This is a genomic window from Flavobacterium sp. DW-iso2 (assembly GCF_058725285.1).
Window position 1 is genome coordinate 43,663 of the sequence record NZ_JBZXDY010000015.1, and the last position, 14,844, is coordinate 58,506.

Consider the following 14,844-nt stretch of genomic DNA (forward strand, 5'->3'; position numbering starts at 1 on the left):
ATACTATAATTATTTGCTTGAGTAGTGTTTTTCAAAAAGAGTCATCTATCTAATCTTCTTCTTGATTTTTTGATGGAAATAGTATGTCAATCCCACTCCAAAACGCCAAAAATAATCGTCTCTTTTGCCATGGACTACAAAATCAACATTGTCAGAAAAAGTTACATTATGTTCCCCATAAAATTTAAAACCAAAATTATCATTAATCAAATATTCCATACCTGCTCCATATTGAATTTTAGAAAAATTATTCTCAAATTTTTTGTCAAAACCTGTACCCGCTCCTAGAAAAACATAAGGTGTAAAAACGTCATAGGGCAAAATAAAATACTCTAAATTTAGATCTAATGAAGCATATCCTTTATCAAAGGAATTTTTATTTCCAAGCCAGAAAGCATTAGCTGACGCACTTAAGTCAAAATGAGGAGTGAAAAAGTATTTTACCGCACCACGAACCATCGGTTTTGCTACTGGACTTGGATAGTCTCCTTGCATATAAGTTGCCCCACCCACTAATTCAATTCCAACCTTAGATCGCTTTTCTTCCTTGTGCCTTCCGTAAAGCAATGCTACATCATCTTCTTCTTTCTCTTTTTTATAAGATTCTAAAAAAGCCGCTACTTCAGGCGTTGTAGCATCAACCGACCAAATATTATCTTTAATACCATCAACAATTAGTCCTTCAACAGCTTTTTCAATTGCCTCAGTAACTGCAAGCTGTATAGGTTCATTTCTGGTAAAGCCAGTTTCTACCTCAAGAAGTCTTTTAAGATTTACATATTTAAACAAATTAGCATCTACGCTTTGTGACAAGATTGTTTTTGAAACGTATACGGTATTCAATATTTTTCCATTTGATGTAGAGACTAATCTAAGGTAGATAGAGACTCTATCTTGTCTATATCTTGTGGATGCTCCAGTGCCAAAGTATCTAGCGCCAAAACCTCCTGTGATAATATTACTGTCGTAGGATATGATACCTCCTTCAAGTAATACGCCCGCAAACAATAGAGGACTTAGCTGAATATCTTTTGGATCTGCTGTCTTTTCTACATATTCCTGCCTGGTGGCTCTTATGATATTCCTCTCATTTAGAAGATTTCCTAAATTTTCTCTTTCAATAGGGACAAACCACTTAGAATCGCCCAAAGCTTTAATTAGGATAGAAGTTGCTCCTTGAGTCACAGCGGTACTGAATGTACTTCCTGCTTCAGAAGCTTTGTATTGTCCTGTTTGATCTTTGAATTTGTAGACACCTACAACAATTTGTTCTTTTGGTTTAGGAAGAAGAGCTAGTGAAGAAGTCGCTGGCGTATTTTCACCATAAACTGCTTTTTGAATTCCAAGTGGTTGATTAAAATAGGCCCCACAGCCGGATAATAGAAAAGAGCATAGCAGAGTAATCGACATGTATTTATTCATAATTGACTATTTATAGATTTGGAAGCAACTGAAGCTTAAAGTATTTTGTGGTGAATTTAAAATCTACCAAACAAAAATTTTAGTACTACTATTTTCAAAATTATAATTCAAATGTCTAAATCGGTATTAATTGCCTGGGATAAACACCTGAGTTTTCTCACCAGTATCAGTATCTAATATATCAACTACCAGTCCTAGATTTGACGGATAGATATTTACAGCCAAACTACCAAAAGTGTAGGATCCAGGCACTATTCCTTGATCGCCAAATTGACTTTGAAATAACGAGCTAGACACTTGACTTAGTAATTGACTATTGAGACTGCTTTTAAATTGCTCGAGCGCTGATAATGTTGGTGAAGGATCAACCGGCTCTCTAAATTTATTTTGTGACTCTGCAGAATTTAACAGCCAGGTGTAATTAAATGTATCGCCGCCGAAAGCGGGATTTATTGGTTTATAAACCAAATCTTGAGCATTGGAGTTAATTCCAAAACAAAAGATGCACAGTATTGTAATGTATACTTTCATAGGATATAATTTAAATAACATTTAAAAATTTAGATAAGTAACAATTGAATAAGCTATAATTTTATAGAAGTAAAATCTTTACGAATATTAATATTGAAAAATACTTTTACTTTGACTTTCCAATTTTTTAAAATACTTAAAAACTTCTGAAGCAGAGTATTCTGCAGCCTCTTGTAAATATTCTTCATCTGGTTTAGTTATAAATTCAGCTATAACTTCTCCTTCCACAATTACCATAATTTTTGTTGTCCTTCCAAATGTTAACTCCTCCTGAATCACAACGATTTTACCAGCACCTATCTTTAACTTGGTGAATTCTTTATAAAAGAGATCATAAAAATCATTTCCTAATTTTGTTTTGGTATCATTTGAAATAATCCCCATCATCTCAAGTCCATTATTAAGTTTCAAACTCCCGTCTTTCAAATAATCTTTTTTTTTTCATTTTCGACAACAATTCTGTCTTTTCCGATGAGAATGTCTTTTTCATTATAAATAAATAATGAAATAATGATTTGATCCTCTTTACTTACGTTGATTTTGGTACTTGAAAGCGATATTTTTTTTAAAGGTTCTAAAGTAAAGCGACCACTTTGCTTATTAATGGCTGAATTAGTATTTGAAGTGTTTTTCTTTTGAACTGCGAGTTCAAAAGATATGTTTTTATATTCTGATTTTAAATTCTCAACCATTCCTGTTATAGACAAAGCATCTTCTACTTTTTCAACTTCGATCTTGGCCGTAACTTCCTTATATTCCTCCTGTGAGAATGCAGCTTGAATATTAAAAATTAAAAAAATGCCGATACAGCTGCTTGATAATAAATATTTCATAGTCTAATAATTAAATATAAATACACTTCCAGAATTTCCTTGTTGCGTAATTTTTAAATCTTTGGATATTGAATTTGTTCCACTATTGACAAATTTTAAATTATTCCCCTCTTGGTTTATAACCATATCAATAGATTTACCATAGTAAGCTGAAACATCACTGATAAAATTATTTTTACCAGACTGCACTATAGTTTGATTTAATTGTTTTGCATCTTTATAAACTTCTAAACTATTATTAGATCCATCTTGAAATATTACTAACTTGGACTTAGAACTACGAATATGTAAATCTACTTCATTAGCATTTCCCATTTGAGAAATTTGAACGATATTGCGGTTTAATAGATAACTCGTATTAGATTTAACGTTATCTAACCCAATATTCCCTAGCGTAATAGTTTCTTTATTCAACAACTTAGTAATTGCAGTAGCATTATTGGATTCCATTTCTTGAGCATTTACAAGGAATGAGCATAAAAGTACTAACACAAATAGATAGATATTTTTTATTGCTTCCATGACTTCTAGATTAATAATTATTTAAAAGAATTAAAATTTATTAAAGATTATAGTTGTTATATTACTGCTTTAGTCAAACAAAAAATTTAATTTTCATTTAAGGTTTAAACGTAAATTAATAATCAAAACTAACCTCTTTATAAAAAATTATAGGTGGAATTATTTAATTAACCCCACCTATAATAAAAGTTTATGTTAGTTTCTTTGTTTTACATAAGCCATGTTATCTTGTCCACATTGTGCAATAGTACTAGTTTGATCCCAACCTCTTTGAACAGTATGTGCGTCATTATTTCTACCATATTGTTCAATTGTAGAATCAAGTCTACAACCATCTTGCTCAATATTTGCATAAAGACCTCTACCACTTTGATTGATCTCAGCTTTGTTATAATCTCCGTCTTGATCAATCATAGCAGTGTTATCTTTACCACATTGGTCTATTTTAGCTTTGTTATGTTCACCATCTTGTACAATTGAAGCATCGTTACCTTTACCAGATTGATCAATACGAGCTTTGTTATGATCACCATCTTGATCAATCGAAGCATCATTATGACCACTACCATTACCGTATCCAGATCCTCCTCTAGTAGTGGAGGCTACTCTGTCATCACCACCTTGATGTTCTCCATCGTCACCATACTCGCCGCCACAGTCACCGGATTGGCATGGATTCACTATGTTACAAGTTGGACAATCATCACCACTATCACCATTTTGATTAATTACTACTGTATTGTCCTTACTATCACATTCTTGGGTAATACTTGCGGTATCATTGTTACCTGTTTGATTGATTGTAGCACTATTGTCTCTTCCAAATTGCCATATGGTCGCATCATTGTTGTTACCATCCTGATCAACCTTCGCAAAATTATTGCGACCGCCTTGTGTTACATCAGACATATTTTTCTTTCCGTCTTGAAGAACTTTGATTTCATTGTGTCTTCCTTGTTGCTCGATGTCACTTTGATTGTTTTGAGAAAATCCAACCGCTGACAATAGCATCGCTGAGATGCATAAAACTACTTTTTTCATAATACATATATTTAATTGGTTATTAATACAAGTTATTATGTAGGTTCTAAAAAGTGATATGGGTTATCCTTTTTTTACGTAATAAATAACAAGGATTTTAGTATAAATAACTACCCTTATTTGATTACTACATATCAAAGATAGAAAATGTATTTAGAAATCTAATAACATAAACACCTGTTTTTAAGACAATTAACCTATTTTTCGATGAAACGCAACCCTATATCGATAAAATACAAGTTTTTTAAAAATGATTGTAAGAAAAATTCTATTCCATCACCAATTCGAAGACAAACACAATATTATATACATATTTAACATGAGTCACATTATAATATTAGCAAGTAAAAACTTAAAAATTTTGCCTTTAAACTACTGTTCCCTAAAACGGCTCTGTCATAAAATCATTATTTACACAAACAAAAAGGCTCTGAATAAATGAATTAGGACTACTTATTAGTATTAATGTTTTACCTATTTAATAACGATAAATATTGATCTTAAAATAAGAGTCTCGAAAAAGTAAGACTTCACTAAACCCTGTCTTCAAGCAAAATATTTATTTCAAGAAAAGGAATAATCATTTATTTACTAATTTGACTCCATAAAAAAATGCCTATCCAAAACGGATAGGCATTTCTAATATTAAGATTGTTTGTCTACTATTTCGTAAACAACAACTCTCTGTATTTAGTTAAAGTCCATAGTTCATTGTCAACTAAAAGCTCTAGTTTATCACAATGCTCACGAATCACTTCAAAGTATGGTTTTACTTCATCACAGTATGCTTCAGCCATTTCTTGACCATCAGTCAATACATTCGCTTTCTTTCTTTCGTTAGTCATCTCTACTACCTTAGAATTTATTCCTTCGATATGTCTAGAAATCTCTTTGATTAAAATAATTTGTTCTTTAGCTACTTTTTCAAAATCAGCTCCAAAGATATTTTTCAACCCACTCACATTTTCAATCAAAGTGTTTTGGTAACGAATAGCAGTTGGAATTACGTGGTTTGTTGCAATGTCTCCTAAAACTCTACCTTCAATTTGAATTTTCTTAGTATACTCTTCTAATTCAATTTCGTAACGCGCTTCAACTTCAATATGATTCATGATTCCAAGATCAGAAAACAAATCTAATGCTTGTTTAGATGCTCTTGCTTTCAAAGCTAGCGGAGTCGTTTTGAAGTTACTCAATCCTCTTTTCCCGGCTTCTATTTCCCATGCTTCGCTATATCCATCTCCTTCAAAAAGGATTTTTTTAGAATGTTTGATATACTCCCTCAAAACATTGAAAATCGCATCGTCTTTCTTCATGTCTTTAGACTCAATCAAAGCGTCAACCTCTTTCTTGAAATCTCTTAATTGTTTTGCAACAATCGCATTCAAGGTAGTCATTGAATTAGAACAGTTTGAATTAGAACCTACCGCTCTAAACTCAAATTTATTTCCCGTAAAAGCAAATGGTGAAGTTCTATTTCTGTCTGTATTATCTAAAAGAACATCAGGAATTTTACCTACTACATTTAATTTTAAATCTGTTTTTTCTTCTGGAGATAATTTACCAGCCGTTACACCTTCTAATTCAGCTAATACTTTAGTCAATTGTTCTCCAATAAATACAGAGATAATTGCTGGAGGCGCTTCATTTGCTCCTAATCTATGATCATTACCCGCAGTTGCAATAGCTCCTCTTAACAAAGCTTCATTGTCATTTACTGCTTTTATAGTATTGATAAAGAAAGTCAAAAACTGCAAATTGCTCATTGGCGTTTTACTTGGACTCAACAAGTTTACACCTGTATCTGTTGCCAATGACCAGTTATTATGTTTCCCTGAACCGTTCACTCCTTTAAATGGTTTTTCATGAAATAAAACTTTCAAATCATGACGCTCTGCTACTTTTTCCATTACGTCCATCAACAAACAGTTGTGATCAACAGCAAGGTTTGTTTCTTCAAAAATAGGTGCCAACTCAAATTGATTTGGTGCTACTTCATTGTGACGTGTTTTTACTGGTATTCCAAGCAACATGCATTCTTGCTCAAGATCTCTCATATAAGTAAGGGCACGAGTAGGAATTGAACCAAAATAATGGTCGTCTAATTGTTGTCCTTTAGCTGATGTATGTCCTAATAAAGTTCTCCCCGTCATCATAAGGTCTGGACGAGAAAGTGCTAACGCTCTGTCAATCAAGAAATATTCTTGTTCCCATCCTAGAGTTGCAGTAACTTTTTTTACATTTTTATCAAAATATTTACATACCTCAGTAGCTGCTTCATCCATAACCTGCAAAGCGCGCAATAAAGGTGTTTTATAATCTAAAGCTTCTCCTGTGTAAGAGATAAAAACCGTTGGAATACATAATGTAGTTCCAAAAATGAATGCTGGAGATGTAGGATCCCAAGCTGTATATCCTCTTGCTTCAAAAGTATTTCTAATTCCTCCATTAGGGAAACTAGAGGCATCTGGTTCTTGCTGCACTAATTGTGCTCCTCCAAATTTTTCTACTGGATCACTACCATCATATGAAGTTTCAAAGAAAGCATCATGTTTCTCAGCAGTAGCCCCTGTCAATGGTTGAAACCAGTGTGTGTAATGAGTTACTCCTTTAGACAAGGCCCATTCTTTCATACCCATTGCAATATAGTCTGCTAATTTTCTGTCTATTTTAGTTCCATGCTGCACCGCACCTTGAACTCCCTTAAAAGCATCTGAAGTTAAATACTGCTTCATCGCTTTATCATTAAACACATTTGAACCGAAAAGAATTGATTTTCTTCCAGTTTCTTCAAATTTAATTGGTTTTCTAGTTGAAGCTTCTCTCAAAGCTTGGAATCGTATTGTTGACATAAAAATTATATTTAAAAAATTAAACCCCTATTATTGAGGTGCAAATATAATTCAAATAATGTTTTTATAAAATTTTACCTCTAATTTTTTAGGGTAAAACCACTTAAATTGCTGTTTTCTTAAAAATACCCTGTTTTAATGACAACCTCTTAATTTTAGGCTCATATATTTTCAAATTGATATTTCAACAAAACTAGAAGGCTCTAATTACACTAAAATTCAAGTTTCTATGAATAAATCTCAAAGTTCGCAATCAAAAAGTATCTTTGTAAAACTATAAATAACTTGATTTATGATGGTCTGGATTTCTTTCTTTGTTATCGTTTTTATAATTCTCGCACTGGATTTAGGCGTTTTTAATAAAACCCCTCACATTATTAGTACAAAAGAGGCTACCAAATGGACAATAATTTGGGTGACACTTTCTTTTCTCTTTTCTGGGGTTATTTACTGGATATATGCTAATGATTACATTTCTAACCCAGACGAACTGAAACCTCTTGCCGCATCGATAAAATTCATTACTGGATATTTAATCGAATTGTCTTTAAGTGTGGATAACATATTTGTAATTGCTATTATATTTTCGGCATTTAAGATTCCACAAAAATACCAACATAGAGTTTTATTCTGGGGCATATTGGGCGCCATCGTTTTTAGAGGATTGATGATATTTTTTGGTGTTTTATTGATTCATAAATTCTTTTGGGCCACCTATCTTTTTGGCTTCTTCCTAATTTTCACCGCAATGAAAATGCTATTTACAAATGGCGAAGAAAAATTTGAACCTAAAAAATCATTTGTATATAAAAGCCTAAAAAAGTTAATTCCCATTTCAAATCATATCGATAAAGAACATTTTTTTGTAAAAAGACGGCACATCACTGCTGCCACTCCTTTATTTGTGGCATTAGTTGTTATTGAAGTCATGGATGTTGTATTCGCCATTGATAGCGTTCCTGCAATTCTCGCCATTACAAGCGATCCATTTTTAGTTTTTAGTTCTAATATTTTTGCCATTTTAGGATTGCGTTCTATGTATTTCTTTTTGGCCAATATGCTAGAAAAATTCAGCTATTTAGAATATAGTCTAATTGCCATATTAAGTTTTGTAGGCCTTAAAATGTTACTCCATGAACTTATTGATATTCCAGAGTGGGGTTCTTTAGTTTTTATAGCCGTTGCTCTTTTAAGTGGAATAATAGTGTCATTGAGAATGAATAAAGGAGAAGATTCTGAACGTAATATCTAATCCAAAGAATGACTACCTCCTTCTAATAAGTGGAGATTAAGCAAAAAAAAAGGAAATCTTGCGATTTCCTTTTTTTTTATGAATTCAATATATTTCTTAATTTCTTTTTTTAACATTACTATCATCAATATTATATCTTTTAATAACAGCGTTGTAGTCTGAATAATCTGGTTTAATTACTGATTTATTTGTATTTACCCCATCATCCCCAGGAATAATAACAACTCTGAATGTTTTACCCAATCTAAAACTAGTTGGTAATTGAGCTCGATCAAAGTTTGCATCAATCAAAATGGTAAATTGGTCAAAGGAGAAATTATAATTATATTGTGCCGTACCTCCTGCAAAATAATAAATTTGTGGTAATAATGCCCAAGTATCGATTCCTCCATTAGTATTAATTAATTCATAAATCAAAAGATTATCTCCTGAATAAATCTTTGGATTTAATGCATATGTAACTTTATAACCATTTGCTAAGGTAAAGTCAGGCCCCACTTCAAAAACTTCTGCAATCAATCCGTCCTGGCCATTTTGTCCATCAAGCCCGTCATATCCTGGAGGCCCTTCTGGTCCTGTACAACTCGAAAATAGTATCGCTCCAAAAATGCCTAAAAGTGTAATTATTTTTTTCATGGGTATATTTATTAAAAATAGTTTGTTCTATTAATATTTTCAAATCATTAATCGTACCAAAGTCACATTTTGAATCATTATATTTAGATTCCAAAGTATTTATAACTGGTCTTAAACACCAATTAGATTTTAAAACTGTAGCAGCATTAGCGCTTCGCTTTTTATTTTGATGTAAAATAAGGAAACCTCTCAGTTTCCCTATTTTCTTTTTTAAAGATCAATTTTCTGAATTTGGTTGTCCTTTATGTTTAAGGCCGTAATCACATCTGAATAACTATTTTTGTTTATTGAATTAGCAAAACTTGCGGGAACAACAACAATTCTAATTACCTGATTTATCCTAAAATTAGTAGACACAGATTGTAAATCGTTACCAATCATATAAATATTTACATCGCGATTGGTATAATCAAATCTAAAACCAAAATCCAATGCTCCATTATTAAAATAGTAGGTTTCTGGTAATAATTCCCACAAATCTCCCTGTGAGTTAACGCCAGATAATCGATAGGTCAAAACCACATCTGAAGAATAAATTGGAGGATTAAAGGTCACCAATCTACTGTAATTATTAGTCGAACTGAATGAAGTAGTTACTTCAAAAACTTCAGTGGTCGCAATAGGTGTAATAGGTGCAACTTCAAAACTACCTGTTGTTGTACAACTTTGCAAAGTAAAAATTCCTGCAATGGCTAAAAGTGTAATTATCTTTTTCATTTTTTTAAATTTAAGGGGTTTCTTATTTTCGTATATTCATTAACTATGCCAAAATTTATATTGTAAAAAAAAACACAGCATTGAAACATGGAAAAAAAACTAAAATTACACATGGTTATGCTAGGCTGCACGCCGGCTGGACGACTTACGGAACAACATGATATTTTCTTTGGAATTGGAGCTTCCCTAAAAGATTTGATCCCAGAAATGAAAGCTTTTTGGCCCGAGGCCAAAGGAAAAATCCATATCGATGCTTGGCGCGAAGTTTCAGTCGCGGACAATTTTTCGATTGAAATTATAACTAAAGAAACCGCTGAAAATACCAATTTAGACCATTTGTTTTTTATCAACTTAGGAGGTTATAAGGAAAATGAGTTTGAAGAGTACCATTACAAACTGCTAACCGTTGCTACATCTTTAGGGCTCGCCTCCAAGAAGTCCAGAAAAACCACATTTTACAAGCATTGTGGTTTTAAGGGTGCCGGCGTCTCACATATCGACGATAAATACGGAATCGATATTGACGATATATATAAGGTAACTGACATCTTGGATAGTCAACTCAAAGAAAAATATTCCATAAAAATAACCAAATCAGGAACAAAACTGCACGAAGACGTTTTGCATATTGGGTATTTAAAAATATCCGGGATTAAGTAAATTATTCCATTAAAGGACATGTTTTGTCAAAACAGCTTGAACAAAATTATGTTTATTTTAATACCTCTTTATGACTTGTCCCTGCATATAAGTTGTAATTTTAAAGTAATAATAAAAATTACAATTACAAAGTTATGGAAAAGAGAATAGCTATTTTAGCAACAAACGGATTTGAAGAAGTTGAATTAAGTTCCCCTAAAGAATATCTAGAAAAACAAGGTTGGAAAGCCGAAATTGTGAGTCCAGAAAACGGAAGCATAAAATCATGGGCTTCTACTGACTGGGGAAAAGATTATAAAGTTGATCAAGAATTAAAAAATGTTAAAGCTGCTGATTATGACGCTTTAGTTTTACCCGGTGGAGTTATTAATCCAGATATACTGCGTACAAATGATAGCGCCTTGCATTTTATAAAAGAATTTTTTAAAGCGGGAAAACCAGTAGCCGCAATCTGTCACGGTCCACAAATTTTAATTAGTGCCGGACTGGTGAAAGGACGAAAAATGACCTCCTATCCTTCTATAAAAGTAGATTTAATAAATGCTGGCGCAGAATGGCATGATTTAGAAGTAGTTGTAGACAATGGTCTTGTTACGAGCCGAAACCCTGATGACTTAGATGCTTTCAATAAAAAAATTGTTGAAGAGATTAAAGAAGGAAAGCACCAACAAATACTCTAAATAAATAAGACAAAAAAAAATGCGGAAAATATCTTCCGCATTTTTTTTCTTCTTGTAAGTATTGACAACCTTTTCTAAACTCTTTTTTTTTACGAGATCCCGATAGTCAGCGGAATAAACGATTTACACACTTTTTTCGCTAGAAAAGATCCCGATTGAACATCGGGATAAGCGATTCACACCCTTTTTTGCTCTGCAAAAAGTGGTTTTCTGCTTACATATTTCTTCTATATTGTCCACCTACTTCAAATAATGCAGCAGTGATTTGTCCCAAAGAACAAACCTTAGTCGCTTCCATTAAATGATCGAATAAGTTTTCGTTATTAATAGCTGCTTCTTGAATCGTATTCAAAATCTCATCTACTTTGTCATGATTTGCTTTGTGCAAATTATCCAACATCGTGATTTGGTATTGCTTCTCTTCTTCAGTAGCCCGAATCACCTCAGCAGGAATCACCGTTGGAGACCCTTTAGAACTCAAGAACGTATTCACTCCAATGATTGGAAATTCCCCTGTATGTTTCAACGTTTCATAATACAAACTCTCTTCTTGAATTTTAGAACGTTGGTACATGGTTTCCATAGCACCTAGAACACCTCCACGCTCAGTGATTCTATCGAATTCTAATAATACGGCAGCTTCAACCAAATCCGTTAATTCTTCGATGATAAAAGCACCTTGAATTGGATTTTCATTTTTGGCTAGACCTAATTCTTTATTGATAATCAACTGAATTGCCATCGCACGACGCACTGATTCTTCCGTTGGCGTAGTAATCGCTTCATCATAAGCATTCGTATGCAATGAATTACAGTTATCATAAATCGCGTACAAGGCTTGTAAAGTCGTACGAATATCATTGAAATCAATTTCTTGTGCGTGTAATGAACGACCTGATGTTTGAATATGGTATTTCAACATTTGAGCGCGTTCGTTAGCACCATATTTATTTTTCATGGCTTTCGCCCAAATTTTACGTGCTACACGACCAATAACTGCATATTCAGGATCTACTCCATTCGAAAAGAAGAAAGATAAGTTAGGTCCGAAATCGTTGATACTCATTCCGCGACTCAAATAGTACTCTACATACGTAAATCCATTTGAAAGTGTGAATGCTAATTGTGTAATTGGATTTGCACCTGCTTCGGCAATGTGATATCCTGAAATTGAAACCGAATAAAAGTTCCTTACGTTTTTAGTTATGAAATATTCCTGAACATCACCCATTAAACGCAACGCAAATTCAGTAGAGAAAATACAAGTGTTTTGTGCCTGATCTTCTTTTAAAATATCTGCTTGAACCGTTCCACGAACTTGTGACAAGGTTCTCGCTTTTATTTCATTATAAACATCCATAGGTAAAACCTGATCTCCAGTCACACCCAAAAGCATCAATCCTAAACCGCTATTTCCAGCCGGTAAATCACCTTGATAATGTGGTCTTTCGACCCCTTTTCCTTTATATATAGCATTGATTTTTACGGCAACTTCTTTTTCTAAACCGTTTTGATTAATATAATATTCGCATTGTTGATCGATGGCGGCATTCATGAAAAAACCTAACAACATAGGTGCTGGCCCATTGATAGTCATACTTACTGATGTCATGGCATGAACCAAATCAAAACCAGAATACAATTTTTTAGCATCATCCAAACAACAGATAGAAACTCCAGCATTCCCGATTTTTCCGTAAATATCAGGACGGATGTGAGGATCATTCCCATATAATGTCACACTGTCAAAAGCGGTGGACAATCGTTTTGCAGGCAATCCTGCACTTACGTAATGAAAACGTTTGTTTGTTCTTTCTGGCCCACCTTCACCTGCAAACATACGAGAAGGATCTTCTCCTTCACGTTTAAAAGGATATAAACCTGCGGTAAAAGGAAATTCTCCCGGAACATTTTCCTGTAAACACCAACGTAGAATATCTCCCCAAGCTTGGTACTTTGGTAAGGCAATTTTTGGGATTTGAGAATGAGAAAGGGACTCAGTATGTGTCGCCATTTTTATTTCTCTATCACGCACTTTAAAAGTATAAATCGGATTTTTATATTTATTTACTTTTTCATTCCAAGTCAATATAATTTCCCAATTGTACGGATCTAAATCCATTTTTACTTTATCAAACTGATTCAGTAAAAGGTTCAGAAAAATTCTGTGTTCATCATGTTGCTCTGTAGCGCTTGGCAATACGGATGAATCGTCAATTCCAGCTTTTGTAATAACAGGTACTTTTCCTGAAACTGTTTCCAAAGTTTTGAAAATACCGTATAATTTTTGAGCTACTTGTTCCTGAGTCACTGCAGTTTCATCATAATGACGATTACTTTCGGCGATTTCAGATAGGTAACGGGTTCTATGTGGAGGAATAACGTAAATCTTCTCGCTCATTTCACGAGTGATTTCGAATGTTGATTTCAAATCGGAATTTGTTTTCTCAACAACCTTATCCATAATCGCTTTGTACAACGTATTCATTCCTGGGTCATTGAACTGTGAAGCAATAGTTCCAAAAACGGGCATTTCATCAGGATTCACATCCCATAGATTATGGTTGCGTTGGTATTGTTTTTTCACGTCTCGGATCGCATCTAAAGCTCCGCGTTTGTCAAACTTATTTAATGCTACTAAATCAGCAAAATCAAGCATGTCGATTTTCTCCAATTGAGTTGCAGCACCAAACTCAGGTGTCATAACATATAATGACACATCAGAATGGTCCATGATTTCCGTATCCGATTGACCAATACCAGAAGTCTCTAAAATGATAATATCATACTTAGCAGCCTTGATCACTTGGATTGCCTCTGCTACATATTTTGACAATGCCAAATTAGATTGACGCGTTGCCAAAGATCGCATAAAAACTCTAGGACTATTAATCGCATTCATTCGGATTCTGTCTCCTAGAAGTGCTCCTCCCGTTTTTCGTTTTGATGGATCTACAGAAATCAAACCAATCGTTTTTTCTGGAAAATCGATTAGAAAACGACGAACCAACTCATCCACCAAAGATGATTTTCCTGAGCCTCCTGTTCCCGTAATTCCAAGAACTGGTGTAGTGCAGGTTTCATTCATTTTATGAATAGCATCCAAAGCGGGTTTTGCTATTTCTGGAAAATTCTCAGCCGCAGAAATAATTCTGGCGATGGCTGTTGGATTTTTTGATGCTAATTGTTCTAATTCATTGGTCAACTTATCTCCTGTTGGAAAATCGGAACGCTCGACCAAATCATTTATCATTCCTTGTAACCCCATAGAACGACCATCATCTGGCGCGTAAATACGGGTAATCCCATAGGCTTGCAATTCAGCAATTTCAGAAGGTAGAATCACTCCACCACCGCCGCCAAATATCTTAATGTGACCGGCTCCTTTTTCTACAAGCAAATCATACATATATTTAAAATACTCCATATGACCTCCTTGATAGGACGTCAAAGCAATCGCATTTGCATCTTCTTGAATAGCGGTATTGACCACTTCTTCGACACTGCGATCATGACCAAGATGAATTACCTCAACACCTGTAGATTGGATAATTCGTCTCATGATGTTTATGGCTGCATCGTGACCGTCAAAAAGAGAGGCTGCAGTAACAATTCTTACTTTATTCTTAGGGATATAGGGTGTTTGTGGATTCATTTTGAGAATATGATAATTTTAGTGCTGCAATTTACAATTTTTT

At 33.7% G+C, this 14,844-nt stretch carries 13 protein-coding genes; 3 read left to right on the forward strand and 10 right to left on the reverse strand.

Translation table 11 applies throughout. The features are described 5' to 3' along the window. Positions 1 to 45: 45 nt before the first annotated feature. From AC4PRO_RS11425 to AC4PRO_RS11455, 7 genes are all read right to left on the reverse strand, one after another. Positions 46 to 1,422 (reverse strand): CsgG/HfaB family protein, encoded by a 1,377-nt coding sequence (locus tag AC4PRO_RS11425; RefSeq protein ID WP_492117433.1) that lies wholly within the window; start codon positions 1,420 to 1,422, stop codon positions 46 to 48. 126 nt (positions 1,423 to 1,548) lie between these two features. After that, positions 1,549 to 1,953 carry a curli assembly protein CsgF gene (locus AC4PRO_RS11430; RefSeq protein ID WP_074722974.1) on the reverse strand — a complete coding sequence of 135 codons (405 nt, stop codon included), beginning with the start codon at positions 1,951 to 1,953 and terminating at the stop codon, positions 1,549 to 1,551. A gap of 87 nt (positions 1,954 to 2,040) precedes the next feature. Then, positions 2,041 to 2,379 (reverse strand): CsgE family curli-type amyloid fiber assembly protein, encoded by a 339-nt coding sequence (locus AC4PRO_RS11435; protein WP_139174217.1) that lies wholly within the window; start codon positions 2,377 to 2,379, stop codon positions 2,041 to 2,043. Further along, positions 2,376 to 2,786, reverse strand: coding sequence for a hypothetical protein (locus AC4PRO_RS11440; RefSeq protein WP_074722976.1), 411 nt, complete (start codon positions 2,784 to 2,786; stop codon positions 2,376 to 2,378). The genes AC4PRO_RS11435 and AC4PRO_RS11440 overlap by 4 nt, the downstream gene beginning before the upstream one ends. A 3-nt stretch (positions 2,787 to 2,789) precedes the next feature. Beyond that, a complete protein-coding gene (locus tag AC4PRO_RS11445; RefSeq protein ID WP_074722977.1) occupies positions 2,790 to 3,308 on the reverse strand; it encodes a hypothetical protein in 519 nt (172 codons plus the stop codon). A gap of 195 nt (positions 3,309 to 3,503) precedes the next feature. After that, positions 3,504 to 4,349, reverse strand: coding sequence for a hypothetical protein (locus AC4PRO_RS11450; protein ID WP_074722978.1), 846 nt, complete (start codon positions 4,347 to 4,349; stop codon positions 3,504 to 3,506). Between the two features lie 662 nt (positions 4,350 to 5,011). After that, a complete protein-coding gene (locus tag AC4PRO_RS11455; protein ID WP_074722979.1) occupies positions 5,012 to 7,201 on the reverse strand; it encodes a glutamine synthetase III family protein in 2,190 nt (729 codons plus the stop codon). Between the two features lie 292 nt (positions 7,202 to 7,493). Here AC4PRO_RS11455 and AC4PRO_RS11460 point away from each other — a divergent pair, with 292 nt between their 5' ends. Next, positions 7,494 to 8,453 carry a TerC family protein gene (locus AC4PRO_RS11460; protein ID WP_074722980.1) on the forward strand — a complete coding sequence of 320 codons (960 nt, stop codon included), beginning with the start codon at positions 7,494 to 7,496 and terminating at the stop codon, positions 8,451 to 8,453. Positions 8,454 to 8,549: 96 nt separating this feature from the next. Here AC4PRO_RS11460 and AC4PRO_RS11465 read toward each other — a convergent pair whose 3' ends face one another. Both AC4PRO_RS11465 and AC4PRO_RS11470 read right to left on the reverse strand, forming a co-directional pair. Beyond that, positions 8,550 to 9,089 (reverse strand): hypothetical protein, encoded by a 540-nt coding sequence (locus tag AC4PRO_RS11465; protein ID WP_492117434.1) that lies wholly within the window; start codon positions 9,087 to 9,089, stop codon positions 8,550 to 8,552. Between the two features lie 210 nt (positions 9,090 to 9,299). After that, positions 9,300 to 9,806 (reverse strand): hypothetical protein, encoded by a 507-nt coding sequence (locus AC4PRO_RS11470; RefSeq protein WP_074722982.1) that lies wholly within the window; start codon positions 9,804 to 9,806, stop codon positions 9,300 to 9,302. An 87-nt stretch (positions 9,807 to 9,893) separates the two neighbouring features. Here AC4PRO_RS11470 and AC4PRO_RS11475 point away from each other — a divergent pair, with 87 nt between their 5' ends. Together AC4PRO_RS11475 and AC4PRO_RS11480 are read left to right on the forward strand one after the other, a co-directional pair. After that, on the forward strand, positions 9,894 to 10,466 hold the full coding sequence (locus AC4PRO_RS11475; protein WP_492117435.1) for a DUF1543 domain-containing protein: 573 nt from the start codon (positions 9,894 to 9,896) through the stop codon (positions 10,464 to 10,466). A 134-nt stretch (positions 10,467 to 10,600) separates the two neighbouring features. Continuing rightward, positions 10,601 to 11,146, forward strand: a complete 546-nt coding sequence (locus AC4PRO_RS11480; protein WP_492117436.1) for a type 1 glutamine amidotransferase domain-containing protein — start codon at positions 10,601 to 10,603, stop codon at positions 11,144 to 11,146. A gap of 214 nt (positions 11,147 to 11,360) precedes the next feature. Here the strand turns inward: AC4PRO_RS11480 and AC4PRO_RS11485 are convergent, their stop codons facing one another. Then, the gene (locus tag AC4PRO_RS11485; RefSeq protein WP_492117437.1) at positions 11,361 to 14,801 is read right to left on the reverse strand and encodes a methylmalonyl-CoA mutase family protein; all 3,441 of its coding nucleotides are present in this window, start codon (positions 14,799 to 14,801) and stop codon (positions 11,361 to 11,363) included. Positions 14,802 to 14,844: the final 43 nt, after the last annotated feature.

Coding starts and splice junctions, on each gene's coding strand:
- AC4PRO_RS11425 (WP_492117433.1), bottom strand. CDS start 1,422: ATGAATAAATACATGTCGATTACTCTGCTATGCTCTTTTCTATTATCC.
- AC4PRO_RS11430 (WP_074722974.1), bottom strand. CDS start 1,953: ATGAAAGTATACATTACAATACTGTGCATCTTTTGTTTTGGAATTAAC.
- AC4PRO_RS11440 (WP_074722976.1), bottom strand. CDS start 2,786: ATGAAATATTTATTATCAAGCAGCTGTATCGGCATTTTTTTAATTTTT.
- AC4PRO_RS11445 (WP_074722977.1), bottom strand. CDS start 3,308: ATGGAAGCAATAAAAAATATCTATCTATTTGTGTTAGTACTTTTATGC.
- AC4PRO_RS11450 (WP_074722978.1), bottom strand. CDS start 4,349: ATGAAAAAAGTAGTTTTATGCATCTCAGCGATGCTATTGTCAGCGGTT.
- AC4PRO_RS11455 (WP_074722979.1), bottom strand. CDS start 7,201: ATGTCAACAATACGATTCCAAGCTTTGAGAGAAGCTTCAACTAGAAAA.
- AC4PRO_RS11460 (WP_074722980.1), top strand. CDS start 7,494: ATGATGGTCTGGATTTCTTTCTTTGTTATCGTTTTTATAATTCTCGCA.
- AC4PRO_RS11465 (WP_492117434.1), bottom strand. CDS start 9,089: ATGAAAAAAATAATTACACTTTTAGGCATTTTTGGAGCGATACTATTT.
- AC4PRO_RS11470 (WP_074722982.1), bottom strand. CDS start 9,806: ATGAAAAAGATAATTACACTTTTAGCCATTGCAGGAATTTTTACTTTG.
- AC4PRO_RS11475 (WP_492117435.1), top strand. CDS start 9,894: ATGGAAAAAAAACTAAAATTACACATGGTTATGCTAGGCTGCACGCCG.
- AC4PRO_RS11480 (WP_492117436.1), top strand. CDS start 10,601: ATGGAAAAGAGAATAGCTATTTTAGCAACAAACGGATTTGAAGAAGTT.
- AC4PRO_RS11485 (WP_492117437.1), bottom strand. CDS start 14,801: ATGAATCCACAAACACCCTATATCCCTAAGAATAAAGTAAGAATTGTT.